Source organism: Nicoliella sp. ESL1120, from assembly GCF_058508515.1.
In genome coordinates this window covers 16,786-43,176 of record NZ_CP196384.1, presented here as the reverse complement: position 1 = coordinate 43,176, position 26,391 = coordinate 16,786, and the positions used below count along the sequence as shown (strand labels likewise).

The window sequence follows — 26,391 nt, the reverse complement described above, 5'->3', positions numbered from 1 at the left end:
TTTTCATTTCATCCTAAATATTAAGCACTACACCCTTAAGTTTGTAAAAAATTTAGGGGTGTTTTTGTATGGCCAACATTAGTGCTAAAAGATCATGAAAGTGATTGGAGAAATTATTTCTTTAACATCAAGGAGCTAAATTACAAAAACTAGGCGGAAAGTCCTCGATCCAATACCGATAACTTTCCGCCTAGGAAAAACAATATATTAATGTACAAATTTTAGAGTTTACATCAACTATGATAAAGCTTTTTTATTTGCATTTACTAATTTTTCAATCGGTCTAAATCAATGGAATGCTCATCCTTAGCAATCATGATTGACGTTGTAACATCGCCCATCACATTTAAGATGGTCCTGAAGATACCGATCAACCAATCGGCTCCAGCAATGATCCCCACTCCACTGATTGGTAGACCAAGGGTTGGTAAAACGATTGCTAGTGATACCAATCCACCACCTGGGATAACGACCGTCCCAAGACAGGCCAGCGTCGATACCATGATAATCTTCAATCCGATGCCCACCGTCAACGGGACTCCGAATAATTGCAACATCGTAACACTTGCTAACCCTAGATACATGGATAAGCCATTACTATTTAGGGTCATTCCTAATGGCAGAACCAATTCGCGAACGGATTCCCCGATACCGAGACGTTTATTGGCATCAAGCATTTCCATTGGTAATGCTGCGGCTGATGATGCCGTAGTCGCAGCAATTAGAATGATTCGTGAACACTTCAAAAAAATTTTAAATGGCGAAACCTGTGTTTTAAAACTACAAATACAGATCAAACCAATCAGAAATAAAATCACAGCAACCGCATAGATGATAATAAACATCAATAGCGGGAATAAAATTTTTATCCCGTTGGTTGCGATACTACCGATTAGTAAAGAGCAAATCCCCAGCGGCGCACCAATTAGGATTGTATTCATCATTTCGATCAAAATATGATTACACTTATCAATCGCACCCAAGACTAAATCGAATTGCCCCCGACGATTGATTCGCATAATTGTAAATCCACAAATAATTGCAAAAATCGTGATTTGAATGACCTGACCGGCACTTAAAGCTTCAAAAATATTCTGCGGAAAAAATGATAGAATCGTATCGGAAATCGAAGGCGACTGTTTATGAACCAACCCGCTGGCGTGACTTGCTAGGTTCAAGTTCAACCTAATTGGTAACCCGACTAATAAACCAACCACAGCTGCAGCAATCGTGGTGGCTAGAAAAATCATCACCATTTGCATTCCAATCTTACGAAACTGACCGACGGAAAAGTGGCCCACAGCTGAAATTACCGAACAAGTTACCAGTGGGATTACTATCATTTGAAGAAGGCGTAAAAAAATTTCACCAAATATTTGTAACCACGCCACCTTGGAACCACCAATTCCACCAATTAAGATTCCAATCAACATTCCCAGAAGAATTTTCAGGGTTAAGTTCTGTTTCAACTTCATTTTCAGTCTCCTAATAGGCTTGTTTTTGTAAGATCATCGATAAGAAATGTACCCCCGCATTTAGATCAGTAGCGACTGTAAACTCATCGGGACGATGGCTAATTCCATTACTGCTGGGAACAAATACCATTGCAGTCGCAACGGCCTTGCTCATTATCTGACTATCATGTCCTGCTCCAGATGCCATTTCTAAAAATGTGATTTCAGATTGACGCGCTAAATCTTGGTTAACATTTAGAAGCTGACGGTTTAACTGGGTAACAGGAACCTGTAAATAACGATCGATGATTCCACGCTGCCTTTTAACTAATTCATTTAAGCGGGATTCAAAATCATCCAGTTGATCCTCAGAATCAGACCTGCAATCAATCGTAAAGCTAAACTGTCCACTGATAACGTTGCTAACGTTGGGGTGGTTCATGACTTTACCAATCGTCAAAACGAACGGTTGTTTAAAACGATCGCCCAATTGATAAATCGAATCAATTAGATGACACCCTTTTCTTAGCGCATCACAGCGCCCCTGCATCGGTGTCGTTCCAGCATGGTTAGCATGTCCATTAATATCCACAGTATAGCGCCGTTGCCCAACGATAGAATTTACTAACCCGATTGATGCGTTCGTTCCTTCTAATTGAGGCCCCTGTTCAATGTGTAATTCCGTAAAAGCATCAGGTAACTCACAATTACGCAAAGTAACTTGTGGTTGATTAGTCAATTGCTCAACGGCCTTTTTTCTAGCAGCTTCAAAGCTAATCCCATTTGCATCAACTAACTTGGGCGGAAGCGTTTTATTGACATAGTATTTCGAACCCGTAAAAGTGGCAGGAAACCGACTCCCCTCTTCCTCACTAAATGAGATCAAGCGCAGCGTTTTGTTCGGCTTGCCATTTTTGGATACTGTATCAACAATCGCCTTTAATCCACCCAAAACGCCATATAGTCCATCATACTTACCACCATGATCGACCGTATCCATATGGGAACCAACCGCAATCACCGAATCCGTTTGCCCGATGAAGTCTAAAAAGACGTTTCCAACCATGTCAACGGTCGCCTTAAAACCCAGTCGCTGTCCTAAGTGAATCAACCGAATTTGATTTTCAATCCAGTATTCATCATAAACCAATCGGTGTTGTCCTTCATCGGAATCAACAGTAAATTGATCTAACCAATCGTTTAAATTAAGCGTTCCTTTCATCACCATGACAGTGCCTACTTACTAACCCCAAGAAGTGGTGAAGAAGCAACCGCACCACTATTAACTACCCGTCCTGGCTTAGCAAGGTATGCTTTGCGCCCAGCTTCAACCGCTAGCTTAAATGCTTCTGACATTAATGGGATGTCGCCAGCAGTTGCCATTGAAGTATTCGCCATTACGGCATCAATTCCCATTTCCATAGCTTCAGCAGCTTGACTAGGCCGTCCAATTCCGGCATCAACAATCACTGGTACTTCGATTTCGTTGACCAAAATTTGAATTAGGTCCTTAGTGGCTAAGCCGCGGTTAGTCCCAATCGGTGCGCCTAATGGCATCACCGCTGATGCTCCAGCTTCAACTAACCGCTTTGCAGTGATTAAATCTGGTAAGAAGTATGGCATTACGGTAAAACCTTCATCAGCTAAAATGGAAGTCGCCTTAATCGTTTCTGCATTATCGGGCATTAAGTATTTTTTGTCTGGAATCACTTCGAGCTTAATGAAATCACTGCCGCTTAATTCGCGCGCGATTCGAGCCATCCGAATTGCTTCTTCAGCATTTTTACAACCGGATGTATTCGGTAAGATAGTGACATTTTCTGGAATAAAGTTTAAGATATTTTCGGCTGCTGCTTCGGTTCTCCGCAATGCCATTGTGATAATTTCAGCCTTGGCATTATGAACTGCAGCATCAATTAGGTCGTATGAATATTTACCTGAACCTAAGATAAACCGTGATGTAAAATGGTGTCCGTTAATTACTAAATCGTCTTTAATTGCCATGTTAAATTTCCTCCTTATTTTCAACCACTGGTAGTTGCATGAGTAATCTTAAAATTGCGTTTGCTTGATGACCGGCACAAATAATTACCCGTGGTGCCATCAATCCCTCTGATCCACTCGTCTGGCCATCACCACTAATGTAGACGTTTGGGGATTGTTGTTTGGTTTGAATTTGATTTGCACCATGGACCCCCGCTAATCCGTTGCCCATTACTAATGATTTATCTGGAAAAGCACTGGTCGCCCCATCGAGTAGCATCGCCTTGGCAGCAGGGTTATCAAAAGCTTCACAAATAATGTCACAGTCAGCAAAGAGTTGCTCAATATTTTCAGCACTGACCTTTGTTTTAATCGCATCCACTTTAATAAAGGGATTAAATTCTAATAAATTTTGCTTTAATGCAGTGACCTTTGGCATCCCAATTTGACTGAACTTGAACTGTTGGCGGTTCAAGTTGCTTAATTCCACATCGTCAAAATCGATTAGGGTCAAATGGCCCACACCAGAACGCGCCAATGCAATTGCAATGTTAGATCCTAACCCGCCTGAACCTGCAATCGTAACGTGTGCATTCTTTAGGGCCTGATACGAGTTATCAACATTACGATCCTTCATCTGCATAAAAAAATCTTCAACACTGATTCCATCAATTTGAACCGTCATTGCTAACCACCTCCTACGAAAGAAATTAATTCAACGTGATCATTTGGATTTAAAGTAATTCCATCGATTTCATTGCGATGGACGATTGATCCGTTTAATTCGACCACAACGTTATCTTGATGCTGAGCATATTGAGCCAATAAGAATGATAGCGGTTTTCCCGCCAATGCTTCCACTGGCTTTCCATTAATGGTTACCAAAATAAAAACCTCCTTTCTAGACCCAAGAAAGGAGGTTTTTTAACGCACTAGTTAAGATTAAACCCCTTCCTTCGGTAGTATCAACTACATCAGGTTCAATGAGTATAATCTCAGCCAATTACTTGGCACCCCAGTGTTTAAATTATCATCACAATTGTAAATAAAAAAACGGTTCCCCTAGTAAAACCCAGGAGAACCGTCCTAATTATTCGATAATTAATCAGCGATAAAAGAACTGCATCTCCCTTCGCTGGTATTAACCAAATCAGGTTCAATGGGTATAATCTCAGCCAATTACTTGGCACCCCAGATACAATGTGATAAATATTTAATTTTGAACAACCTTATATTAACATTAAGGTGAAAAATTTGTCAATAATAAAATTTTAAGCCAAGGACAATTTGATAAAAAGCTAGCAACAAAAAAATATCTTATTATCGATCGATAATAAGATATTTTTTAATATTATCCATTTATACTTGCTTCTGATTTTCTTTGGCTAATCAATACATATCCACCAAATCCAACTGCCCATACAATTGCAGCAATGGCACCTACAACATCATCGGGAATGAAGAATAAACTAGCGAAGATTACCAAAAAGAAAGCGATGGTGAGCGGACTGGTAACATTGTACCAAGGCATTTTAAACCCATTTTCAATATAATCACTTGATTGACGATATTTCCGATGTGCAAGCATTGTTAATGCGTATACCAAGATATACATATCACTAGATGCACCAGTTACGATTGTAAAGACTGCTCCAGTCGCTGCACTAAGGCTCATAATTGGAGTGATCAATGCCAAACTAGCTGATAGTAAAATGGCAGCTGCCGGAACCCCAGAATTAGAGATTTTACCAAACTTTTCCTTCATGAAGCTGCCTTCCTTTGCTTCAGTCGCTAGTTGGTAAAAGTGACGACCAGCTGAGAAGATACAGCTATTTAATGCCGAAGCAGCAGAAGTTAGAACCACAAAGTTGATCACAGCTGCAGCAGCTGGAATTCCAACCAATTGGAAAACTTGAACGAATGGACTTTTATCTGGTGAAAGTGAAGTCCATGGAATAATTCCCATAATTACCACCAATGCACCAATGTAGAATAGTAAGATGCGAAGTAAGGTTTCATTAACTGCCTTCTTGATCACGTGCCGTGGATTCTTTGCTTCACCAATCGTGATACTTACGAATTCAATTCCTTGAAAGGCGAAGAATACCATTGGAAACGCAGAAATAAAGTTAAATGAACCGTGGGGGAATAATGTCAAATTATTAGTAATGTTAGCGAGTGATGCATGACCAAGTGGCGTTGCGCTGTGTCTAAAGATCATAAAAATCCCGGTAACGATCAAAGCAACGATTGCGATAATTTTGATCATTGCGAACCAGAATTCGGTTTCACCAAACAGACGCGCAGCCACTAGGTTTAAGCCACAAAGAACAGCCAAAAAGACGACTTCAATCAACCATGCTGGCAGATTAGGAAACCAGAATTGTACATAAGTGGCCACCGCAGTTACTTCAGCCATACAGACAAACACCAACCCGATCCAGTAGGTCCAACCTGTGAATCGACCTGCAGCAGGTCCTAGATACTTAGTAATAAATGATACAAACGTGTGGTGCGATGGATCTGAATAAAACATTTCTCCAATTGCACGCATCATCAAGAAGAAGAACAATCCTAAGACTAAGTATACGATCAAAATGGATGGTCCCGTTTTAGAAATCGTCGTCCCTGATCCTAAGAATAGCCCAGTTCCAATCGTGCCACCAATTGCAATCATTTGCACATGTCGGTTACTCAATGAACGGTAAGTTCCATCTGGATTTTCTCTAATGTTTGAGTTAGCCATGATCAACACATCCTTTACCAATTTTGTATTTACCCAAAATAAATGTAATAAAAAGTTACGTGACGTCCCGTTGATTCACATAACATTAAAATCAAATTAGCTTTTTTCTCATTTAATTTTAATTTATTCTATCATATTTATTTCGAAAAGCAAAGCTTTTTTCAAAAAAATTGGTTTTTATGCTTTTTTATCGTGACAAAGAGGTTATTTATTCAAAATCAGCTGACTATTATACATGTAATTATTGATAACATTATAAGGAGCTTTTAATAATGTCCTGAATCGCTTTATTATCATCTTGTCGCCCAATTGTAATTCGGATCCAATTTGGTTGTTGGCCAACCCGAACTTGGTAGCCCTTTTGGAGTAATTCATTTGCGATTTTATCGGCATCAGCACTTTGAAAATAAATAAAATTGGCTTGCGATGGATAGTATTTTAAATTAGCTTGCTTTAAAAATTGTTCCCATCCATCACGTTCAGTCTTATTATTATTTACCGTTCGTTGAACAAATTCTGGATCGCTAAGCGCAGCAACTGCGGCAACTTGGGAAAGCGTATTGAGGTTATACGGTAGGCGGACCGCTTGCATATACCCCGCGCGTTTAGCGTCCATAATGATATAGCCAACCCGATAGCTAGCTAAACCATAAGCTTTTGAAAAAGTCCGCATCACCGCTAAATTATCGAACTCTTTTAATAATGGGACGGCTGAAGAATCCTTAGCACTGGTTACGTATTCAATGTATGCTTCATCAATGAGCACCAAGACATCCTTAGGCACTTTTAACATAAACTGGCGGATCGATTCGACTGAATTATAGCCCCCAGTCGGGTTATTAGGATTACAGAGCCACACTAAGCTCGTATTTGCATTAATTTGGCTCAAAAATGCAGGAAGATCATTTTGACCATCAGCATTCACTGCAACCTTGATCGTCTTAGCGCCTTCGATTTCAGCATTGATTTGATACTCAGAAAAAGTGGGTTCTGAAACAATTACCTCATCGCCAGCATTCAAAAAAATGCGCGAAACCATTGAGATTATTTCATCCAATCCACAACCAAAAACAATATTTTGGCTAGGAACCTTTAACTTGTTAGCGATTAAGTTGCGTAGCTCCGTACAATTACTATCAGGATAATAGTTTTCCGACTGTGGAACTGCAGAAGTGACTGCCTTAGCAACCTGTGGAGAAGTCCCGTACGGATTTTCATTTGCTGATAAGCGGACAATTCGATTTAATCCGTACTTTTTCTTAAGTTGCTCAATCGCAACTGGGGGGACGTAGTTTTCTAGCCCTTTAACTGCACTCTTCATTGGAAATCACTCCATTCTATAACTTTTTAATTGGGGCCCGATCTTTGTATTGACTCATTTTACCCACTCGCGAACCAAGTTCGGTCTTAATTTGATCAAAAGACACGCCAGATTCGACCAATAACACCATTAAGTGGTATAGCATATCAGCGGTTTCATATTGTAATTCCTTAGGATCCTTATTTTTGGCGGCAACGATGACTTCCGTTGTTTCTTCACCGACTTTTTTAAGAATCTTGTCCAAGCCCTTGGTGAATAAATAATCAGTATATGAACCTTCGATTGGTTCTGCTTTCCGTTTCTTTACCATTTCATATAATTCTTCTAAGTTTTGTTTATCCATTATTATCGACTCCTTTTTTAAATTCAACTGGGTTAAAAAAACAACTTACATGACCAGTATGACAAGCTGGCCCATTCGGCACAACGGATACTAATAGGGTGTCGCCATCACAATCCAGTTCCATTTTAGTTACCCGTTGTGTATTTCCACTCGTTTCACCCTTATGCCATAATTCATTTCGCGAACGTGACCAAAACCACGTCTCACCGCTTTCGATCGTTCGCTGATAACTTTCTGGATTCATCCAAGCGACCATTAATACTTGTTTAGTGTTCGAATCAATCACAACGGTGGTCAATAGTCCAGATAGCTTACTAAAGTCTGGTTTCATATTCTAACGGAGACCCCCTCATCTTTTAATTGTTGTTTGACTTCCGGAATCGAAAGCATTTGATAGTGAAAAACAGATGCGGCTAGTGCCCCTGTGACCTTGGTATTCTTAAATAAATCAACAAAGTCAGCTACTCGGCCCGCACCACCAGAAGCAATGATTGGCACATCAACTAATTGACCGATCTGCTGGTATAATTTTTCATCAAATCCGTCCTTAGTTCCATCTTGATCCATACTAGTGATCAACAATTCCCCAGCTCCCTTAGCAACCGCTAATTGCGCCCATTCAATTGCTGAAATTTTAGTATTTTTAGTCCCACCATGGGTATAAACAACATACTTTTGAGCTGCTGCATCCCATTTCACGTCAATGGCCACCACAATTGCTTGACTACCAAATCGTTTCGCCCCTTCGGTTATTAAATTCGGATTGGCAATTGCGGATGAGTTAATTGAAATTTTATCAGCTCCGGCGTGTAATAACGATTCCATATCTGAAATCGAACTAATCCCACCACCGACCGTCAGGGGCATAAAAACCTGTTGAGATACATCAGCTACCACGTCGACCATCGTTTTACGCTTCTCATTAGTTGCCGTAATGTCTAAGAACACCAATTCATCAGCTCCCTGTTGCTCATAGGTTGCTGCAATTGCAACGGGGTCACCAACATCTTTTAAGTTAACAAAGTTAACCCCCTTTTTAACCCGTCCATTTGCAATGTCTAAACATGGAATGATTCGTTTTGCTAACATTTATTCGCCTCCGCAACTTCTTTTAGCGTTACCTTTTGATCTGCGATTGCCTGACCAATAATGACATCGTCAATTCCAATCGACTTTAGTTTGATCACGTCTGAAAGGTCTCTAATGCCACCAGAGGCAACGAGCGTTAATTCTGGAAATTGGTGTTTTAAACTTCCTAATAAGTCTAGATTGGGGCCACTTAACGTCCCATCAGTTTTGGTATCTGTAATGATAAACCGATTCGCCCCAACGGATGCCATCTTATTGATCAAGGTAGCCATTTTAACGTTCGATTGCTCTACCCAACCTTCGGTAGCAACCATTCCGTTGGCCCCATCAACACCAATCGTAATGTGTTCACTACCGTATTTTTGAATCATGGCAGTGGTAAATGCTGGATCCTTTAATGCTACCGAACCCAAGATTACCCGTGAAAGCCCATTTGCCAAATACATCTCAATTGTGGCTTCATTTCTAATTCCACCGCCAATTTCAGTTTGTCCATCAATGATGGCCGCAATTTGCTTTGCTAATTCAACGTTGGTCGGTAAGCCATCCTTTGCCCCATCCAAGTCAACCAAGTGTAAATTTTGAATTCCACTGGTGCGAATCGATTTTGCTTGGTCGATTGGATCTGCGTTCACGAGGGTTGGCTTTTGATAGTTACCTTGGTACAGTCTAATGCTGCTACCCGCCCGCAAGTCAATTGCTGGATAAATCATTTGACCACCGCCTGTTCGAAGAATGTTTTTAAAAGCGTTAAACCAACTTGGCCGCTTTTTTCGGGATGAAATTGAAAACCATAGATATTATCACGATTGACAATTGCCGGAATTTCAACCCCGTAGTCAACACTGGAGATAATAAATTGCGGATCACAAACTGCGTAATATGAATGAGTAAAATAAGTATATTGCCCTTGCACTCCATTAAAGATCGAATCACGCTTGACTTGATTTTGGTTCCAACCAGAATGTGGAACGATTCGATTGCCATTATCATTGGGAATTTTTTCAATCTTACCAGTGATCAGTCCTAAACCTGCAGTATTGCCAAATTCAGTTGATGAATCAAACAATAATTGCATCCCGAGACAAATCCCTAAAAATGGGGTGCCGTTAGCAACGGTTTGCTTAATGACATCGACTAACCCACGTTCATTAAGGGTATCCATAGCATCCTTAAATGCACCCACGCCTGGGAATAAGACTGCATCTGCATTTTGAATCGTTTCTGGATCTGCAGTCAACTGCGCCTCAATGCCTAGTTTTTTACAGGCCTTTAAAACGTTATAAACATTTCCAGCGTTATAATCGATAATTGCAATCATCAAATGACCCCCTTGGTTGAGTTCACACCCTTAATTTCTGGATTGATGGTAACAGCCTTTCTTAATGCACGACCCGTAGCCTTGAACAATGCTTCGATCTTGTGGTGGGTATTACGACCGTACAACACCCGAGCGTGTAAGTTAAATTGGCCGTTGAATGCTAAGGCTTGGAAAAAGTCTTCGGTAACCTCCGTTTCAAAGATCCCTAACCGTGGATTAGTCAATTCAGCATCAAATACTAAGTATGAACGGCCACTCAAATCAATCACTACCTGAGCCAGTGTTTCATCCATTGGAACGAATGCATCACCGTAGCGTTCGATTTGTTCCTTATTTCCAAGCGCCTGCGTCAAACATTCTCCAATGGCGATTCCAACGTCTTCTACCGTGTGGTGAGCATCGACTTGAAGATCGCCACGGGCTTTGACTACCAATCCGAATCGCCCGTGCTTTGCGAATAATTGCAACATGTGATCGAAAAAGCCAACTCCAGTATCAATTTCAATGCCACTTTGTTCATCTAAGTTTAGTTTCACTGTGATATCAGTTTCATTGGTTTTTCTAGTAATTTCAGCTTTCCGCATCTAAATCTCCCCCTATTTCTTAAACCGTGATTCAACGGCTCTAGCGTGGGCTTCAAGCCCTTCGGTTCTTGCTAACTTAGCGATTGCTGGAACATCTGCTTGCAAACTTGGTTTATCGAATTGTACAAATTGGGTCCGCTTAACAAAATCATAAACCCCAAGTGGAGAAGCAAACCGTGCAGTCCCACCTGTTGGCAAGACGTGATTAGGACCTGCAACGTAATCACCAAGCGGTTCACTAGCATATCGACCCAAAAAGACTGACCCTGCATTTTGAATCAACCCTAGGTATTGAGTCGGGTTCTTTAGTTGGACTTCCAAGTGTTCTGGAGCGACTGTGTTCATTAGTTCGAACATCTCATTCACATTATCCATCACGGCGATAAAACCACGATCAGAAACCGCTGCTTCGGCAATTTCTTTTCTAGGCAGCGTAACTAGTTGTTGATCGACTTCCTTGGAAACGGCGGTAGCTAATGCTTCGCTATCGGTGATCAACATTGGCCGAGCTCTCTTATCGTGTTCGGCTTGCGATAACAAATCAGCTGCCACTTCGGATGCAATCGCACTGTCATCAGCTAAGATCCCAATTTCAGAAGGTCCTGCCACCATGTCGATAGCGACCTTGCCAAAGACTTGCTTTTTAGCAGTCGCTACGAAAATATTCCCTGGCCCCATAATCTTATCAACTGCTTGAATACTATCAGTCCCATACGCTAATGCTGCAATCGCTTGAGCACCACCGATTTGGTAAACTTCATCGACTCCGGCTAATTTTGCTGCTGCTAAGACGGCTGGATTGACACCATTTGGTTGTGGTGGTGTAACCATGACCACCCTTTTAACTCCTGCTAATTTGGCTGGAATCCCGCACATCATAATCGTTGAAGGGTAAGCGGCTGTCCCGCCTGGAACATATAGTCCAACGCTTGCCATGGGAGTAATTTTTTCACCCCGCATAATCCCAGGGGTACTAACGTCCACAAAACTATTTTCAATTTCTTGTTTGTGAAAACTAGTAATGTTGCGCTTGGCAAGCTCTAACGCTGCTCTTAAATCATCATCAATGTTTTCAAGAGCCTGATCTAATTGAAACTTAGGAATTGAAAAGTCAGCTAAGTTAACGTTATCGAATTTTCTTTCATAATCGCGAAGCGCTTCATCACCATTTTGAGCAACGTTGGCGATGATTTCGCTGACCGTTTTTTCAATTTCTAAATCAATCGTTTGACTAGTGTAGTTATCAACAATTTTTTTCATTTCTGCTAATGATTCTTTATATATTTTCATATTCATTCACTCCTACGATTTCACTTAATTTATCAACTAATTCAAAGATTTCCGTCCGTTTTTGTTTTAATGCCACCGGATTGGCCACCAATCGACTCGTAATTACATCTAACCAGTCATGTACGACTAGGTGATTAACCCGCAGCGTAGTCCCAGTTTCCGTTAGATCGACAATCGCATCTGCTAGCCCGGTCAATGGTGCTAATTCAACTGATCCTGAAATTTTAATAATTTCAACATCTTCACCCTTTTCATTAAAATAGCGGCGGGCGATTCTTGGATACTTAGTTCCAATCACCTTGCGTTTCGATTGGTTCCAATTAAAATCTTGCTTAGAAGCAACGATGAATTGACAACGTCCCGTCCCAAGATCCAATAACTCATCAACTTGATTCAAAGCATCCTGTTCAGCCAAAATATCACTACCAACCACTCCTAGATCAACCGTTCCAGTTCGCAGGTAGGTACAAACATCCTCACCCTTAACCAAAATAAATTGGTAACGATCTGCTAAGTTAATGATTAGCTTGCGTTTCTTATTAACTAGTGGTTCGCAATCAATCCCACATTTCTCTAGTAGCGGAATTAATTTCTCTTCAACTCGCCCCTTCGTTAATGCAATTCTTAACATTCAACTAACCCCTCTCCTGATTTCCAAATCAATAGCTTTACTCCAGCTAACTTTGCCTGTTCTTGAGCCTCTTCTTGGCTATCGAATGGAGCTAGTGAATAGTTCGGGTTAGCCTCAATCAATGGTGCCACTTGACTCATTTCTGCTAATTTTGCGTATACAAAAACCGGTCGCTGAATTTGCGATTCTACATCTGCAATTTTGGCTAATGCATCAATGTTAATTCCCAATCCAACGGCCGGTTCAGTTTTAGCTTGAAAGTTAGCCAGCAGTCGATCATAACGACCACCACTGATAACATAAGTATTTGAACGGGCTGTATATCCCTTAAAAATGATTCCAGTATAATATTTTTGCGGAACCGCGCTGCTTAAGTCGACAATTACCTTTTGGTTCGGTAAACTACTTGCAAATCGAGCAAGTGTGATTAATTCATCGACTAGCGGCCTGGCAGCTTTTGGAATCTTGACTGCTTCCAGCATTTGCTGAAGTTCTGCAATCGTTCCAAATAATCGTGGCCATTTCTTTAGGAAGGGAAGTTCATCACATGCACCAACCTTTTCCAGCAATGCTTTATACGCTGGAAAATTCTTATGATATAGCGCTTGCGCCAATTGACGATGCAATTGATGATCAAGATGAAGTGAATCTAAAACTTGATCTACCAATCTAGCATGTCCTAATTCAATTGTTAATTGATGTTGATGTAAAAAGTGTTGACTCAATTGATGCATTATGATCACCTCCTCCATTTCGGCCTTAATCGTTCGATATCCAATTAATTCAATTCCTAATTGCGTTTGTTCATTCTGTCCACCAGATAGTTCTGGGGAAATTTCAAACTTAGTTCCCACATAATATAATTTCCGTGGGAGCGATAAGTTCATATTTGATAAAAAGCGTGCCACCGGCAAGGTCAGATCTGGTCTTAAAACCAGGTCATCACCGGCGGGATCAAAGACCCGATACGGTGGATTAGCACTTGTAAAATCATTAAATAAGTCACGTTTTTCAACTATCGGCGTGTTGATTCTGGTATAACCGCGTTGACGAAATTGCTTTAAGATCCAAGCTGTTACGATATCTTTTCTTTCAGCAACCTCACCAAATTCATCACGCAGCCCAGTTGGCAACTTAATACGATTCATGTTAACTACCTCCTTTAATAATCATTTGAGCTAATAAAAAAGCGTCCTCCTTATCCAATCTGGATAAAGAGGACGCTATCGCGTGGTTCCACCTCATGTTCAGATGCTTCTCACAAAGCATCTCTCAAGTTGAAGAATAACTTCAACCCTGATAACGAGTGGTCCCGAAATTGCTTACTTTAAGTTCAGCAACCCAGTTCATCGGTGTGGTTCATAAATCAGCTTGGTCCCTTCACAACTTCAGCGGGACTCTCTCGTTCAAGCATAACTTACTACTCTCCGAATCAGAACTATTATATTTAAATTAGACTCAAATGATGTTGAACTAATAATATTCTAATCAATCTAAGATGTCAAGCTTTTTTAAAAAATTATTCATCATGTGCCAGCCATGGCCAACTTCATCGATACTATGGGCGTCAGAGCCAAAGACAATTGGTAATTGAGCATTCAATGCCCGATTTAAAATCTGTTCACCAGGATAAAAATCATTACAAAATTTTTTATAAAGTCCCGCTGAATTATAATCTAAACTCAAATTATGCTTTTGCATTTGAGCTATGATTTGATCAACAATTTTTAAATTATCATCATCAAACAATTCTGGTAAATTAAAATAATCTTGATACTTTTTAATTAAACTAATGTGTCCCAATTCAAGTGGTTTTTGATGTTCCCAATTAACACTGGCGCTATCTAAGACCGTATTTAAGTATCTTTGGTATAACTTTTGGGGGTGCTTAAGATCAACGTTAAAGCCATCAATTAATTCTTCAGGAGCATAATCAATGCCCCAGTATTGACCATCATCCGCTTGTAAATAGTGGACTGATAAAATATTATTTTGGGTCACTGGTTCGTACTGTTCAATAAAGTGCTTCGTTTCAGCTTCAAAGCCACTTAAATATTCAATTTCAAATCCAACACTGATTTTAATTTGAGATTGATACTCATTTTGCAGCTCCACCGCTAGTTTCAAATAATCATCAACCTGGTCATTATTTAGACCTTCAGTAGCAATATTATCTGGCAATCCTCCATAGACTCGGTCAAAATGTTCAGGCATTGGAGCGTGCTCAGTAATATGATATTCGCTAAAACCAAGTTCAATTGCACGTTCAATCATTTTGCGAGTCGCTTCACCGCTGCCATGCGGACATAATTCCGTGTGGGTGTGTCCATCAACTTTAAGCATTAAAATCACTCCATTTTAGTTTAATCATACCATTTAATCAAATGAAATTAAATGAGAAAATTATTAGAGTGAACTTTACATATTGTTATAAAAGATTTATAATTTCTTAACTTGACTATGCAAACATCAAGAGCAAACTATCGAGGAGGAATGCCCAATGTTTAGTAAAATCGGTAATATTATTTTTCAAAATGAAGCTGTTGCAAGAATCTCTGACTTTAGAATGGGGATCGAAATTGAAATGGATCGAGCAGATGAAGATGGTCACCTCAGCTCTGAACCATACCCAGATACGATTGGCGATGCCCATAGTAACCCCTGGATTACAGAGGACTTTTTGGTTGCCATGTCCGAAGTGGTAACACCATCAGCCGATAGCCCCATCGATGCAATGCATTACCTATATCGGATCAATAATGCATTGCGGAATGCACTCGCCCCTGGTGAAATCCTTTGGCCGTTGTCAATGCCACCGATTATGCCTAAAAATAAAACCAATGATATGTTGGCGGATTCCACTACAGAAAAACACGAATTTTTAATTAAGTTGGTTAAACTCCATCATGGAATGGCGAAGTTCTTACCCTGCGGTGCTCACATTAATTTAAGTATCAATGACCATATTATTGATTTAATCCAAGCCCAAATGAGCGACAAGTTCAATAACAAACAAGAAGTAAAAGATTACTTATATATGCGATTAGGGCAGGGATTCGTTCGATACCGTTGGTTACTTACATACTTATTTGGGGCCAGTCCCATCGCTGAGCAAAACTACTACGATGAAGACGTGGGACCAGATCATCCCATCCGTAGCCTCCGCCAAAGTCAACGGTATGGTTATGGAGCTAAATTTTTGGTCGATTACACCAGCATCGATAAATACATTCAATCAATTCAAGATGCCGTTAAAAATAAACTCATGATTAGGGATTCAGAAGGCCAAGGACCCATTCGGTTCAGGGGTGGCAAAGACCTTGCGGATTTAAGAAACACGGGAATTCAGTATCTCGAATTGCGAATGTTGGATTTAGATCCTGACAGTGAGATTGGTATCCAGACCGACACGATTCGATTCGTTCGGATAATGGCAAGTTATTTTATAATGAATCCACCATTAAAGCAATCAGCGGTTAATGAAACCCTCGCACAATCCAACCAGTTAAATGACGAAGTGGCTAGTGAACATCCCAATCAGTTCGCTCACCAAAAGCAAGCGATTTCATTTATTCAACGCTTAAAACTATTCGTTGATCAGATTCAAGCTGGACCTGAATTTAACGAGGTTATTAAAAAAATGGAGTTACGGATTCGCTATCCTGAATTGACCCCAAGCGCGCAACTAATTAAACACATTAAAAACAATTCATTAGTTGATTATGCAGTTGAGCTAGGGATTAAGTATCAAAAAAGTGCGTTAATGGCGTTAAGGCCATTTGATGGTTTTGATGATACTAAGCAGCCAACTGCTGAAGAATTAAAGAAATACCTATTTCGGAGTTCGTTTAAATCTTAGTAAGAGCAGGGGCATAAATGAAAACCAATTCATTTATGGCTCTTTTAGTTTGCAATTAAATAATATTAATCGTTTATCCATTAATAAATTTAATATTAGTATTTGATATTTAAATCGTCCTTTACATATTTGTCTAAAAGATTTATAATATTCTAACCGAATTCTAATAATGAATTTAGTGAAAATCTCAAGGAGGGATGCCAATGTTTAGTAAGATTGGTAATGTTATTTTTGAAAATGAGGCGGTTGCAAGAACCTCTGATTTTAGGATGGGCTTGGAAATTGAAATGGATCGGGCGGATGAAACCGGCCACCTAAGTTCCGAACCATATCCAGATACGATCGGTGATGCCCATAGTAATCCATGGATCACTGAAGACTTTCTCGTCGCAATGTCCGAAGTCGTGACCCCACCTGCTAACAGTCCGTTAGATGCGATGCACTATTTATACCGCATCAATAATGCGTTAAGGAATGCGTTAGCCCCCGGTGAAATCTTATGGCCGTTATCAATGCCACCAATCATGCCCAAAAATAAAAGTAATGATTTATTAGCAGATTCGACCCAAGAAAAACATGACTTTTTAGTTAACTGGGTTAAGTTACATCACGGGATGGCCCAAGCGTTACCATGTGGAGCACATATTAATTTAAGTATTCACGACCATGTCATTAAATTGATTCGTTCTAAAATGAGCGATACATTTGAAACTGATCAAGATGTAAAGGATTATTTATACATGCGATTAGGACAAGGTTTTGTAAGATATAGATGGCTAATTACATACCTATTTGGTGCTAGTCCAATTGCCGAAAAGAACTACTATGACGAAGATAAGGGGCCAGACCATCCAATTCGAAGCCTTCGGCAAAGTCACCGTTACGGATACGGAGCCAAATTTTTGGTTGACTACACCAGTATTGATAAATACATTAAATCAATTCATGATGCTGTTAAACATAAGCTAATGATTAGAGCATCAGAAGGTCAGGGCCCAATTCGGTTTAGAGGTGGCAAGGATCTGGATGATTTGAAAAATACTGGAATTCAGTATCTCGAACTACGAATGCTCGACTTAGACCCTAGTAGTGCCATTGGAATCAAGACCAATACGATTCGTTTCATTCGACTAATGGCTAGTTACTTTATTATGAATCCACCTTTGAAGCAGTCTGCAGTGAATTCGGCCTTAGACAAGGCGAATCACTTAAACGACGAGGTCGCAAGCGAAGATCCAAATCACTTTGCCCATCAAGTTCAGGCCATTTCATTTATTGAACGCTTAAAATTATTCGTTGACCAACTTCAAGCAGGCCCAGAATATACAGAAGTGATTCAAGAAATGGAACTCAGGATTAGATATCCAAAGCTAACACCAAGTGCTCAGCTCCTTGAGCATATGAAGGATGGTTCATTAGTTGATTATGCTGTTTCACTAGGCATCAAGTATCAAAGAAGTGCGTTAGTAGCGTTAAGACCCTTCGATGGTTTTGATACTACTAAACAACCCACCGCCGATGAATTAAAGAAATATCTATTTAGAAATTCATTTAAATCATAATCAAACGCCCCTATATGAAATCAGTTCACCTCGGGGCGTTTTTTTTATAGAAAATTGGCAATCCCACCTTCAATCAACTTCACCGAAGTATCAATAGCATCAGACATTGATATCTGCTTCCCATTATTGATCCATTCCCGATAAACATTGAGGCCGGTTTGTTGAATAAATGAAGTGACCATCTTTTGTTGCCATTCGGATAAGTTTTGAAACTGCTGTGACTGCCCCCAAGTCTTACCCATTACTTCATCAATCATTTCCTGGCGAATCCCGACGTATGGGATGTTAGTACTGATTGTAATCTTTTCATATGCTTGATCTTGGTTGACTGAATACTCAAAAAACGTTTGAATACTTTTCGCTAAATCAAGTGGATATTGATAATCTTTGGTCAATGCTAAGTAGCCTCTTGAATACTCAGATTGAATTTCAGCCAATAGTGCATCTAAAGTTGGATAATAACGATAAAAAGTTTTTTTATTAATTTGCGCCCGTTCTGCCAGTTCCTTGACGGTGATTTTGGCATAATCTTTTTCACAAATTAATGTTTTAAAAGCATCATGAATGCTGTTGATCGTTCTTTGAATCCGTAAGTCTTCATGACCAGTTAATTCCATATCCCATATCCACCCCGTTAATTAAAATTGTGTATGATCTAATTATAATGCTAAAATAAAAATAAAATTTATAGAAAGCCTGTTAGTTAATGAGTCTCAAACGCAAAATTACAATTATAATTAGTATCCTCCTCGGAATCATATTCATTATTTTATGTGCTGCTAGTGTCTATCTGTACACCGTCGTATCGGTCCCTAGTCATAAATCATTTTTATCTAATAATCAGATCACCAGCAAAAACCCACTGTATAGCAATCAGCAATGGTTCCTAAAAGCACATAAGCAGCGTTGGTATCAAGAATCAGCCACCGGGCATCTGAAGTTAGACGCATACTATATTCCAGCAGCCACCAAGACTAATCAAACTGCAGTAATTGCCCATGGTTATATGGGGAATAAGGATGAAATGGGGGTTTATGGCGCCCTTTTTCATCAACTCGGCTATAACGTTTTAATTCCAGATGACCGTGGGCAAGGTGATAGTCAGGGTAACTATGTCGGGTATGGATGGCCTGATCGCCTTGATTACATTAAATGGATCAATAAGGTCATTAAGTACAATGGCCAAAGTTCTAAAATCATCATGTTTGGTGTCAGTATGGGTGGAGCAACGACTATGATGACCAGTGGCCAACCGAATGTTCCCCACCAAGTCAAAGCATTTATTGAAGACTGTGGATATGATAGCATTCATAATGAATTAAGATATGAAGCCAAACAACTATACCATCTCCCCCTAATTCCATTTTATCCAATCGAACCGATGGTTAGTCTGATCAACAAGGTCAAAAACGGCTTTTTCTATGAGGATGGCAATGCTTTGAAACAAGTTGCTAAAAACCATAAACCAATGTTATTCATTCATGGTAGCAATGATCATTTTGTGCCCACTAAAATGGTCTACCCCCTCTATCGAGCCACCAAGGGGCCCAAAGAACTATTAATCGTTAAGGGCGCTGCCCATGCGCAGTCTTTCCAACATAATAAACAACTATACGAGGAAACAATTCGCAAATTTTTGGCTAAATACGTTAAATAATTAGTTAGTAAAAAGCGAGTTAGCAAGTTAATTCCCTGCTACTCGCTTTTTTACTACAATTTGTTCAGTAAATTCAGTCGAATTAAATCATAGCTCGCCTTTAAAATATCGTTCCGCGAATAGTTTCGTGAATCAGCTAAGTGTAATTTTAATAGGTTGACTAGGGTCCCCGTTAAATAGACGGCAATAATTTTTTTTTGCTTTTCATTCAGGGTAAAATTAAGCTTACTAATTGTTTTATAATTCATGGTATTAAAAAAAAGTTCCAATTTATTAATAAAATGAATATCACCATGATCACTTAATAAAAAATGAATCGTTTTGCGGTGTTGATCGAATATATCAATGATCTGACCAAGCAACAAGCCATCTGCCAATCGCTTCCGAATCGAATGAATATCCATATTAACAATATCCATTTGGCATTGAGCGACCTGGTCTAAAATATGCGCTTCCACGCGCGTGATCACATCATATTTATCATTAAAATAACGATAAAAAGTGCCCCGTTTGATGCCCACATTATTTACGATCTCGTTAACCGTTATTTTTGCTAACCCCTTTGCATCTGCAAGTGTAATTGTCCAGTCAACTATGCTTTGAATTGTTCGATTCCGTTTATTATATTCCCCCATCAAAACGGCCCTCCTTCATAAAAATGAACATTTCCCCAATTTTGTTCATTTTATCAAATCAAAATTACATTAATATATATCATATCAATAATAAGGAGGAATTACGATGATGAACAAAGAAATCCTTTTCCAACACGGGACTGGGGCATTAATCGTCCCAGGCTTATTTGATGGAACGTTAACGATTGGCGATTTATTAAAGCATGGTGATACAGGAATCGGAAGTGGCGCGGGATTAGATGGTGAATTAGTCATTAACAACGGTCAACCATTCCTGATTCATGGCGATGGGAACGTTGAAATTGTGAACGATCAATTTAGCATTCCATTTGCCAACGCCCACTTTGCTAATTACCAAATTGAAAATAACGTTCAAATCGCTAATTATAATGCCCTCGGTGATCACATATTTAGTAACCATCAATATCGAAATTTAATGTTTTCTGCCAAATTACATGGGCGTTTCGATTACGTTAAAGTCCGCTCCGTATTCAAACAAAAGAAGCCTTACCCTTCGTTAGTTAAAACAGCTGAAAGTGAAAAGATATTTGAAGCAGAAACAATCTATGGCACATTAATTGCTTATTACTATCCAGATGCATTTAGCAAGCTTGTCGTGCCTGGTTTTCACGCCCACTTCATCTCAGATGATTTCAAGTTGGGCGGCCATCTGATGAATTTCAAAGGATTTAGTGGTGTTCTTGGCACCCAGGAATTTAATAATTTAAATTTAGAGCTCCCCAATGATAATGAGGATTATCGGACTCATGACTTTTCAAATGACGATATTGAAGCAGCCATCAACAAAGCCGAAAAAGAATAAACCAAAAAGGGATTTTGATCTGACCCATTCGGTCAGCAAAACCCCTTTTTATTATTTCATATTCGGACTCAATTGTTTATCGTTACCCACTCGTTCCCATTTCAACAGTAACGAACTAAATACCACTGAAATTGAACTTAGCGCCATTGCCATCCCGGCAATTTCTGGACTAAGGGTTAGGCCGATAAAATAAAACATCCCGGCTGCAATTGGGATCCCCAATACATTGTAAATAAAGGCCCAAAAGAGGTTCAGTTTAATCCGATTAAACGTTTTATGACTTAACGTTAACGCCCGACTAACATCTTGCAAATCATTTTTCATCAATACGATGCCGCCAGATTCAATTGCAATATCAGTTCCAGACCCCATTGCAATTCCAACATCAGCAGTTGACAATGCAGGCGCATCATTAATGCCATCGCCAACAAAGGCCACCTTGCGTGCTTGTTGAAGATTTTGAACAGCCTTTGCCTTTTCATCAGGCAACACATTAGCGATGATACGGTCAATTCCGACTTGTTGGCCGATCACATCAGCCACTTGTTGGTTATCTCCAGTTAGCATCACTGTTTGCAACCCCTGTTTCTTTAAAGCAGCAATTGCCTGCTTGGCACCATCCTTTGGGGTGTCTTGAATAACAATCAAACCGAGCACCTTATGTGCATCCCCAACGTATACAACGGTCTTGGCAGCTTTTTGTAGTTCATCTGCACTCTGCTGTAAATCGTCACTAATTGATAAAGCACCAATTTTACCAACCGTGAATGATTGGCCGTTCAGATCGGCACGAACACCTTGACCGCTAATCGAAGTGAAGTTTTTTACTGAAACAAGATTGACATTTAATTGTTTAGCGTATTTGACCACCGCACTGGCGAGAGGATGTTCTGAATCATGCTCTAAACTAGCAGCAATCTGAAGCACCCGTTCTTGATCACCAATGACATCAACAACTTGTGGTTTCCCCTTGGTAATCGTACCGGTTTTATCAAAGACAACCGTTTGGATGCCATCAACGGCTTCCAAAACTTCCCCATTTTTAATCAAGATACCCATTTGAGCACCACGACCAGTTCCCACCATCAATGCGGTTGGGGTGGCTAACCCAAGTGCACATGGACATGCGATCACTACGACTGAGACAGCAAAGACCAAGGCCTGAGCAACTGGAGCGTTTAATAAAACGAACCATACTAAAAACGTGATGATTGCAACGATTAATACGATTGGAACAAAAAAGTCAGAAACCCGATCGGTCAAATTTTGAATGGGAGCATGGCTATTTTGGGCTTTTTTAACTAGTTCCACGATTTGAGATAGCATCGTTTCGCTCCCCACTTTTTCAGCACGGAACTCCAAAGTCCCATTATTGTTGATCGTTGATCCAATTACCTGATCGCCAACGTGCTTTTCAACGGGGATGCTTTCACCAGTCACCATTGATTCATCGATTGAAGAAGCACCCTTTAAAATAACCCCATCCACAGCAATTTTTTCACCAGGTCTGACCTTGATGGTATCACCCTTTGTCACTTCTGAAACGGGGCATCTTTGAAATTGGCCATTCCGTAGGACCATTGCATCCTTTGCCTGTAAGTTTAACAACTGCTCAATTGCCTTTGAAGCGCCCTTGCGCATCCGCGTTTCTAATCCCTGTCCTAGTAAAATAAAGGTCGTTACGAATGCAGCTGTTTCAAAGAACACTGGCTGATGGTTTAACATTGCATAAACACTAAATAGGTACGCAGTTGCGGTTCCGATTGCCACCAGCGTATCCATATTAGAGTGATGTTTTTTGAACGATGCCAACGCACTTTGCAAAAATGGTCTAGTGGCGACTAGCATAATCACCGTTGTGAGTAGTAATTCAGTCACATCGCCACCTGGTAACATCCAACCATCTAGCGGCATCAAGATCATTTGAATTAACATCGGCAAAGATAAGAGCAACGAAATGTAAAACCGCTGCATGGTAGTCATTATTTAACCACTACCTTTCCGTGGACCATGTTCATTCCACAGCTAAAATCAAATTCACCAGTTTGATCAGTATTTACATCGAATGTTTGTGGTTCATTTAATGGTAGTTCGGACTTAAATCCTAAATCACTGGACTGAACAGTATCTAAACAGCCCTGATCACTATTCCGCACAAAACTAAGCTTGGCTGGCACGCCCTGCTTTAAATTTACAACGGCTGGTTGGTAACCACCATCAACAACAACTGTTACAACTTGTTCTTTTTCACTCATATCATTTACCTCCATTATTTAACAACTACTTTGCCATGAAACATATCCATCCCACAGGCCCACTGATAAGTGCCCGGCTTGCTGGTGTCGATATTAATTGATTCGGTCTGATTTTTGGGTAACGCTTGGTTAATCCCAAAATCATTGAAAATAACGTGATCTAAACATCCCGATGCGTCCTTGCGGGTAAAATTGAGGGTCGCTGGGATCCCAACTTGAAGCTCGACTGTCTCGGGAGAATACCCGCCGTTCACTTCAATGTCAACGGTTTGATGGTTATCAACCACTGCTGAAGTTTCACTATCTTCAGCATGGGGGCCAAAGTACCACCATAAAATGAATCCAATTAATAATAAACCAATTATTAGTACCATTAATTTAACCACTTTGCGAACCACTCCTTTCAACTCTTGTTTACATGTGTAAACTTAACTATGCTTATATCCTAGCGCTGTTGTTTACATTTGTCAACAATAACCACAAAAAAATGTTGGACCATTATTGATCCAACATTTTCTGATGCTATTTAATTTGGTCAAAAGCTTGCTTCAGGTCTGCCTTTAGGTCCGCAACTGATTCAAGACCAACTGAGTATCGTAACAAACCATCAGTGATGCCCCGCGCATGCCGTTCGGCCGGACTCATTTCGGCATGGGACATCTTCGGTGGGTATGAAATGATGGATTCGACCGCACCTAATGAAACTGAGAAGACTGGAATTTTAATTAGGTCAACTAACTTTCGGACATTATCTTCACTGCCAATATCAAAGGAAAGCACCGCTCCACCCGAAACAGCTTGGGATAGTTGAACTTGGTGTTCTGGTGATGATGGGAGGCCAGGATAATTCACCTTGGTAACTAGAGGCTGTTCTTCTAACCACTTTGCTAGTTCAAGTGCATTTGCAGATTCCTTTTCCATTCTTACGGCAAGGGTTTTAATGCCCCGCAGCAATAACCAACAATCAGAGATTCCGAGGGTGGCACCCATTGCATTTTGCAAAAAGTAAACTTGTGCGCCTAGTTGTTCGTCCTTAGTGACGATCAAACCGGCTAAGATATCACTATGCCCCGCTAAGAACTTAGTGCCACTATGCAATACTAAGTCAGCCCCCAAATCGAGTGGTTTTTGTAAAATCGGTGTCATGAATGTGTTGTCTACAAATGCAAGTGCGTCGTGTTCATGAGCAATTTTAGCCACATCTGAAATATTGGTTACCTGCAGCGTTGGGTTCGATGGTGTTTCAATGTAAACAACCTTTGTGTTGGGCTGAAAAGCATTCTTTAATGCATCTTCATCGCCCAGATCAACAAACGTGTACTCAATTCCATACTTGACTAACACTTGAGTGACGAGGCGAAACGTCCCCCCGTACACATTCTTGGTCAAGATAATGTGATCACCTTGGTTCAAGGTCAATAGGGCCGTTGAAATGGCCGCCATCCCCGTAGCAAAAGCAAAGCCACGCGTGCCGTGTTCTAGACTGGCGATACTTGCTTCCAAAACATCGCGGGTCGGGTTACCACTTCTGGAGTAATCCCACTTTCCAAAATGATCGAAATCACGTTGCTCAAAAGTGGATGATAATTGAATTGGCGGATTAATCGCACCAGTTTCTGGATCTGGTTTAGTAGTACTTTTAATAACCTTGGTCCAATCAGAAAATTGTTTATTTGCCATCTAGATTCACCTCCGTTTGCTTAGCAGCAACAGCTAAAGAATGATTCAAGTCATGAATCAAATCTTCACTGGCTTCAATTCCGCATGAAATCCGTAAAAGATTATCTGTAATACCAGCTGCTGCACGTACTTCGGGACTGAGATTGGCATGGGTTTGAATTGCAGGAACGGTTACCAGACTTTCAGTTCCACCCAAACTTTCAGCAAAGGAGATGACCGTCAAATTCTGTAAGAATTGATCAACGTCTACTTCAGGTTTAACATATACGCTCACCATTCCACCGCGTCCTGGGTAGCGAACTGATTCTACTAAATTGGAATTATTCAAATCAGCTACGATTGCCTGCGCATTTTCCTCCTGTTTGTGTAAACGCAGAGGAAGCGTTTTCAAACTCCGAATCAGTAACCACGAATCAAATGGTGCTAAGTTCGATCCAATTGTAATTAAATTTTGACCAATTACTTCTGCAGTTGCTTCTGACTTGCAAATTACTACTCCGGCAAGTAAATCATTATGTCCAGATAAGTATTTAGTAGCACTGTGAACGACAATGTCAGCTCCAAGGTTCAACGGTTGTTGAATCAATGGGGTAAAGAATGTATTATCAACGATCAATTGGGCATTGACTTCATGGGCGTGACTGGCAACCTCTTCAATATTAATGACCTTCATCGTCGGATTGGAAGGCGTTTCAATCCAGACTGCCTTTGCGTCATCTTGTAATAGGCGATCTAATTCTTGGTAGTCATGCCCGTCCCACTTACTAAAGCGTAAATGATAGTGTTTCGTTAATAGATCAAAAAATCTAAATGAACCACCGTATAGATCATCTGAAACGACGATGTGATCACCAGTATTGAACTGGGTAAAAACTAGTTGAATCGCAGCCATCCCTGATGAAACCGCATAGGCTTTACAGCCATTTTCTAACTGTGCCAAGACATTTTCTAATACGTCACGAGTTGGTTCGGTCATTCTGGAATAATCATATCCAGTTGATTTACCCAACCCCGCATGCCGATACGCGGTGGAAAAATAAAGCGGCATCGAAATCGAACCCGTCACATTATCAATGCGGTTGCCCGCTTGCGCTAAAATCGTATCAATCTTCTTTTGCCATTTACAATCACTACACATAAAATCACTTACCTTTCAAA

General features: G+C 40.2%; 28 protein-coding genes, 2 riboswitches and 1 other annotated feature. Of the genes, 4 read left to right on the top strand and 24 right to left on the bottom strand.

Going from position 1 to position 26,391, the window contains the following annotated elements; translation table 11 throughout:
• Nucleotides 1–266: 266 nt before the first annotated feature.
• The 17 genes from ACSYTE_RS07015 to hisJ all read right to left on the bottom strand — a co-directional run bounded on the left by ACSYTE_RS07015 (nt 267) and on the right by hisJ (nt 15,105).
• Nucleotides 267–1,475 (bottom strand): dicarboxylate/amino acid:cation symporter, encoded by a 1,209-nt coding sequence (locus ACSYTE_RS07015; RefSeq protein ID WP_491717347.1) that lies wholly within the window; start codon nt 1,473–1,475, stop codon nt 267–269.
• 10 nt (nt 1,476–1,485) lie between these two features.
• Complete coding sequence (locus ACSYTE_RS07010) at nt 1,486–2,682, bottom strand: hydantoinase/carbamoylase family amidase (protein WP_491717346.1); 1,197 nt, start codon at nt 2,680–2,682, stop codon at nt 1,486–1,488.
• Nucleotides 2,683–2,690: 8 nt separating this feature from the next.
• Nucleotides 2,691–3,458, bottom strand: coding sequence for a thiazole synthase (locus ACSYTE_RS07005; RefSeq protein WP_491717345.1), 768 nt, complete (start codon nt 3,456–3,458; stop codon nt 2,691–2,693).
• Nucleotide 3,459: 1 nt separating this feature from the next.
• On the bottom strand, nt 3,460–4,122 hold the full coding sequence (gene thiF / locus ACSYTE_RS07000; RefSeq protein ID WP_491717344.1) for a sulfur carrier protein ThiS adenylyltransferase ThiF: 663 nt from the start codon (nt 4,120–4,122) through the stop codon (nt 3,460–3,462).
• Nucleotides 4,123–4,124: 2 nt separating this feature from the next.
• Complete coding sequence (gene thiS / locus ACSYTE_RS06995; protein ID WP_491717343.1) at nt 4,125–4,322, bottom strand: sulfur carrier protein ThiS; 198 nt, start codon at nt 4,320–4,322, stop codon at nt 4,125–4,127.
• Between the two features lie 48 nt (nt 4,323–4,370).
• Nucleotides 4,371–4,465: riboswitch (TPP riboswitch) on the bottom strand.
• A gap of 82 nt (nt 4,466–4,547) precedes the next feature.
• Nucleotides 4,548–4,641, bottom strand: a riboswitch (TPP riboswitch).
• Nucleotides 4,642–4,788: 147 nt separating this feature from the next.
• The gene (locus ACSYTE_RS06990) at nt 4,789–6,183 is read right to left on the bottom strand and encodes an amino acid permease (protein WP_491717342.1); all 1,395 of its coding nucleotides are present in this window, start codon (nt 6,181–6,183) and stop codon (nt 4,789–4,791) included.
• A 253-nt stretch (nt 6,184–6,436) separates the two neighbouring features.
• Nucleotides 6,437–7,504: a histidinol-phosphate transaminase gene (gene hisC, locus ACSYTE_RS06985; protein WP_491717341.1), complete on the bottom strand. Its 1,068-nt coding sequence runs from the start codon at nt 7,502–7,504 to the stop codon at nt 6,437–6,439.
• Nucleotides 7,505–7,520: 16 nt separating this feature from the next.
• A complete protein-coding gene (hisE, locus tag ACSYTE_RS06980; protein ID WP_491717340.1) occupies nt 7,521–7,847 on the bottom strand; it encodes a phosphoribosyl-ATP diphosphatase in 327 nt (108 codons plus the stop codon).
• Nucleotides 7,840–8,178, bottom strand: coding sequence for a phosphoribosyl-AMP cyclohydrolase (gene hisI / locus ACSYTE_RS06975; protein WP_491717339.1), 339 nt, complete (start codon nt 8,176–8,178; stop codon nt 7,840–7,842). The genes hisE and hisI overlap by 8 nt, the downstream gene beginning before the upstream one ends.
• Nucleotides 8,175–8,936 (bottom strand): imidazole glycerol phosphate synthase subunit HisF, encoded by a 762-nt coding sequence (gene hisF / locus ACSYTE_RS06970; RefSeq protein ID WP_491717338.1) that lies wholly within the window; start codon nt 8,934–8,936, stop codon nt 8,175–8,177. Before hisF ends, hisI begins: the two co-directional genes overlap by 4 nt.
• The gene (gene hisA, locus ACSYTE_RS06965) at nt 8,930–9,649 is read right to left on the bottom strand and encodes a 1-(5-phosphoribosyl)-5-[(5-phosphoribosylamino)methylideneamino]imidazole-4-carboxamide isomerase (protein ID WP_491717337.1); all 720 of its coding nucleotides are present in this window, start codon (nt 9,647–9,649) and stop codon (nt 8,930–8,932) included. Before hisA ends, hisF begins: the two co-directional genes overlap by 7 nt.
• On the bottom strand, nt 9,646–10,257 hold the full coding sequence (gene hisH / locus ACSYTE_RS06960; RefSeq protein WP_491717336.1) for an imidazole glycerol phosphate synthase subunit HisH: 612 nt from the start codon (nt 10,255–10,257) through the stop codon (nt 9,646–9,648). Before hisH ends, hisA begins: the two co-directional genes overlap by 4 nt.
• Nucleotides 10,257–10,841, bottom strand: a complete 585-nt coding sequence (gene hisB / locus ACSYTE_RS06955) for an imidazoleglycerol-phosphate dehydratase HisB (protein WP_491717335.1) — start codon at nt 10,839–10,841, stop codon at nt 10,257–10,259. Before hisB ends, hisH begins: the two co-directional genes overlap by 1 nt.
• Nucleotides 10,842–10,853: 12 nt before the next feature.
• Nucleotides 10,854–12,131 (bottom strand): histidinol dehydrogenase, encoded by a 1,278-nt coding sequence (gene hisD, locus ACSYTE_RS06950; RefSeq protein ID WP_491717334.1) that lies wholly within the window; start codon nt 12,129–12,131, stop codon nt 10,854–10,856.
• Entirely contained in the window at nt 12,118–12,762 is a 645-nt protein-coding gene (gene hisG, locus ACSYTE_RS06945; protein ID WP_491717333.1) for an ATP phosphoribosyltransferase, read from the bottom strand. The genes hisD and hisG overlap by 14 nt, the downstream gene beginning before the upstream one ends.
• Nucleotides 12,756–13,910: an ATP phosphoribosyltransferase regulatory subunit gene (locus ACSYTE_RS06940; RefSeq protein WP_491717332.1), complete on the bottom strand. Its 1,155-nt coding sequence runs from the start codon at nt 13,908–13,910 to the stop codon at nt 12,756–12,758. Before ACSYTE_RS06940 ends, hisG begins: the two co-directional genes overlap by 7 nt.
• Before the next feature lie 65 nt (nt 13,911–13,975).
• Nucleotides 13,976–14,207 (bottom strand) — a binding site (T-box leader).
• 43 nt (nt 14,208–14,250) lie between these two features.
• On the bottom strand, nt 14,251–15,105 hold the full coding sequence (gene hisJ / locus ACSYTE_RS06935) for a histidinol-phosphatase HisJ (RefSeq protein ID WP_491717331.1): 855 nt from the start codon (nt 15,103–15,105) through the stop codon (nt 14,251–14,253).
• Between the two features lie 157 nt (nt 15,106–15,262).
• Here hisJ and ACSYTE_RS06930 point away from each other — a divergent pair, with 157 nt between their 5' ends.
• Together ACSYTE_RS06930 and ACSYTE_RS06925 are read left to right on the top strand one after the other, a co-directional pair.
• The gene (locus ACSYTE_RS06930; RefSeq protein WP_491717330.1) at nt 15,263–16,621 is read left to right on the top strand and encodes a glutamate--cysteine ligase; all 1,359 of its coding nucleotides are present in this window, start codon (nt 15,263–15,265) and stop codon (nt 16,619–16,621) included.
• A 203-nt stretch (nt 16,622–16,824) separates the two neighbouring features.
• Nucleotides 16,825–18,183 carry a glutamate--cysteine ligase gene (locus ACSYTE_RS06925; protein ID WP_491717329.1) on the top strand — a complete coding sequence of 453 codons (1,359 nt, stop codon included), beginning with the start codon at nt 16,825–16,827 and terminating at the stop codon, nt 18,181–18,183.
• A 44-nt stretch (nt 18,184–18,227) separates the two neighbouring features.
• On the opposite strand, the gene ACSYTE_RS06920 is transcribed toward ACSYTE_RS06925, so the two are convergent.
• Nucleotides 18,228–18,800: a TetR/AcrR family transcriptional regulator gene (locus ACSYTE_RS06920; protein WP_491717328.1), complete on the bottom strand. Its 573-nt coding sequence runs from the start codon at nt 18,798–18,800 to the stop codon at nt 18,228–18,230.
• Between the two features lie 89 nt (nt 18,801–18,889).
• Between ACSYTE_RS06920 and ACSYTE_RS06915 the strand changes: the two genes are divergently transcribed.
• Nucleotides 18,890–19,840, top strand: a complete 951-nt coding sequence (locus tag ACSYTE_RS06915) for an alpha/beta hydrolase (protein ID WP_491717327.1) — start codon at nt 18,890–18,892, stop codon at nt 19,838–19,840.
• 53 nt (nt 19,841–19,893) lie between these two features.
• Here ACSYTE_RS06915 and ACSYTE_RS06910 read toward each other — a convergent pair whose 3' ends face one another.
• Entirely contained in the window at nt 19,894–20,475 is a 582-nt protein-coding gene (locus ACSYTE_RS06910) for a TetR/AcrR family transcriptional regulator (protein ID WP_491717326.1), read from the bottom strand.
• 106 nt (nt 20,476–20,581) lie between these two features.
• Between ACSYTE_RS06910 and budA the strand changes: the two genes are divergently transcribed.
• Nucleotides 20,582–21,298 (top strand): acetolactate decarboxylase, encoded by a 717-nt coding sequence (budA, locus tag ACSYTE_RS06905; protein ID WP_491717325.1) that lies wholly within the window; start codon nt 20,582–20,584, stop codon nt 21,296–21,298.
• A 51-nt stretch (nt 21,299–21,349) separates the two neighbouring features.
• Here the strand turns inward: budA and ACSYTE_RS06900 are convergent, their stop codons facing one another.
• The 5 genes from ACSYTE_RS06900 to ACSYTE_RS06880 form a co-directional block, all read right to left on the bottom strand.
• Nucleotides 21,350–23,281, bottom strand: coding sequence for a copper-translocating P-type ATPase (locus tag ACSYTE_RS06900; protein WP_491717324.1), 1,932 nt, complete (start codon nt 23,279–23,281; stop codon nt 21,350–21,352).
• A complete protein-coding gene (locus ACSYTE_RS06895; RefSeq protein WP_491717323.1) occupies nt 23,281–23,553 on the bottom strand; it encodes a cupredoxin domain-containing protein in 273 nt (90 codons plus the stop codon). The genes ACSYTE_RS06900 and ACSYTE_RS06895 overlap by 1 nt, the downstream gene beginning before the upstream one ends.
• A gap of 14 nt (nt 23,554–23,567) precedes the next feature.
• A complete protein-coding gene (locus tag ACSYTE_RS06890; protein ID WP_491717322.1) occupies nt 23,568–23,939 on the bottom strand; it encodes a cupredoxin domain-containing protein in 372 nt (123 codons plus the stop codon).
• Between the two features lie 136 nt (nt 23,940–24,075).
• Nucleotides 24,076–25,233, bottom strand: coding sequence for an aminotransferase class V-fold PLP-dependent enzyme (locus ACSYTE_RS06885; RefSeq protein ID WP_491717321.1), 1,158 nt, complete (start codon nt 25,231–25,233; stop codon nt 24,076–24,078).
• Entirely contained in the window at nt 25,223–26,371 is a 1,149-nt protein-coding gene (locus ACSYTE_RS06880; protein WP_491717320.1) for an aminotransferase class I/II-fold pyridoxal phosphate-dependent enzyme, read from the bottom strand. Before ACSYTE_RS06880 ends, ACSYTE_RS06885 begins: the two co-directional genes overlap by 11 nt.
• Nucleotides 26,372–26,391 lie beyond the last annotated feature (20 nt).

Coding starts and splice junctions, on each gene's coding strand:
- ACSYTE_RS06920 (WP_491717328.1), bottom strand. CDS start 18,800: ATGGAATTAACTGGTCATGAAGACTTACGGATTCAAAGAACGATCAAC.
- ACSYTE_RS06930 (WP_491717330.1), top strand. CDS start 15,263: ATGTTTAGTAAAATCGGTAATATTATTTTTCAAAATGAAGCTGTTGCA.
- ACSYTE_RS06910 (WP_491717326.1), bottom strand. CDS start 20,475: ATGGGGGAATATAATAAACGGAATCGAACAATTCAAAGCATAGTTGAC.
- hisF (WP_491717338.1), bottom strand. CDS start 8,936: ATGTTAGCAAAACGAATCATTCCATGTTTAGACATTGCAAATGGACGG.
- budA (WP_491717325.1), top strand. CDS start 20,582: ATGATGAACAAAGAAATCCTTTTCCAACACGGGACTGGGGCATTAATC.
- ACSYTE_RS07005 (WP_491717345.1), bottom strand. CDS start 3,458: ATGGCAATTAAAGACGATTTAGTAATTAACGGACACCATTTTACATCA.
- ACSYTE_RS07015 (WP_491717347.1), bottom strand. CDS start 1,475: ATGAAGTTGAAACAGAACTTAACCCTGAAAATTCTTCTGGGAATGTTG.
- hisD (WP_491717334.1), bottom strand. CDS start 12,131: ATGAAAATATATAAAGAATCATTAGCAGAAATGAAAAAAATTGTTGAT.
- ACSYTE_RS06895 (WP_491717323.1), bottom strand. CDS start 23,553: ATGAGTGAAAAAGAACAAGTTGTAACAGTTGTTGTTGATGGTGGTTAC.
- ACSYTE_RS06885 (WP_491717321.1), bottom strand. CDS start 25,233: ATGGCAAATAAACAATTTTCTGATTGGACCAAGGTTATTAAAAGTACT.
- hisA (WP_491717337.1), bottom strand. CDS start 9,649: ATGATTTATCCAGCAATTGACTTGCGGGCGGGTAGCAGCATTAGACTG.
- ACSYTE_RS06990 (WP_491717342.1), bottom strand. CDS start 6,183: ATGGCTAACTCAAACATTAGAGAAAATCCAGATGGAACTTACCGTTCA.
- ACSYTE_RS06880 (WP_491717320.1), bottom strand. CDS start 26,371: ATGTGTAGTGATTGTAAATGGCAAAAGAAGATTGATACGATTTTAGCG.
- hisJ (WP_491717331.1), bottom strand. CDS start 15,105: ATGCTTAAAGTTGATGGACACACCCACACGGAATTATGTCCGCATGGC.
- thiF (WP_491717344.1), bottom strand. CDS start 4,122: ATGACGGTTCAAATTGATGGAATCAGTGTTGAAGATTTTTTTATGCAG.
- hisE (WP_491717340.1), bottom strand. CDS start 7,847: ATGGATAAACAAAACTTAGAAGAATTATATGAAATGGTAAAGAAACGG.
- hisI (WP_491717339.1), bottom strand. CDS start 8,178: ATGAAACCAGACTTTAGTAAGCTATCTGGACTATTGACCACCGTTGTG.
- ACSYTE_RS06925 (WP_491717329.1), top strand. CDS start 16,825: ATGTTTAGTAAGATTGGTAATGTTATTTTTGAAAATGAGGCGGTTGCA.
- ACSYTE_RS07010 (WP_491717346.1), bottom strand. CDS start 2,682: ATGGTGATGAAAGGAACGCTTAATTTAAACGATTGGTTAGATCAATTT.
- ACSYTE_RS06915 (WP_491717327.1), top strand. CDS start 18,890: ATGAGTCTCAAACGCAAAATTACAATTATAATTAGTATCCTCCTCGGA.
- hisH (WP_491717336.1), bottom strand. CDS start 10,257: ATGATTGCAATTATCGATTATAACGCTGGAAATGTTTATAACGTTTTA.
- ACSYTE_RS06900 (WP_491717324.1), bottom strand. CDS start 23,281: ATGACTACCATGCAGCGGTTTTACATTTCGTTGCTCTTATCTTTGCCG.
- hisC (WP_491717341.1), bottom strand. CDS start 7,504: ATGAAGAGTGCAGTTAAAGGGCTAGAAAACTACGTCCCCCCAGTTGCG.
- ACSYTE_RS06940 (WP_491717332.1), bottom strand. CDS start 13,910: ATGAATCGTATTAAGTTGCCAACTGGGCTGCGTGATGAATTTGGTGAG.
- hisB (WP_491717335.1), bottom strand. CDS start 10,841: ATGCGGAAAGCTGAAATTACTAGAAAAACCAATGAAACTGATATCACA.
- hisG (WP_491717333.1), bottom strand. CDS start 12,762: ATGTTAAGAATTGCATTAACGAAGGGGCGAGTTGAAGAGAAATTAATT.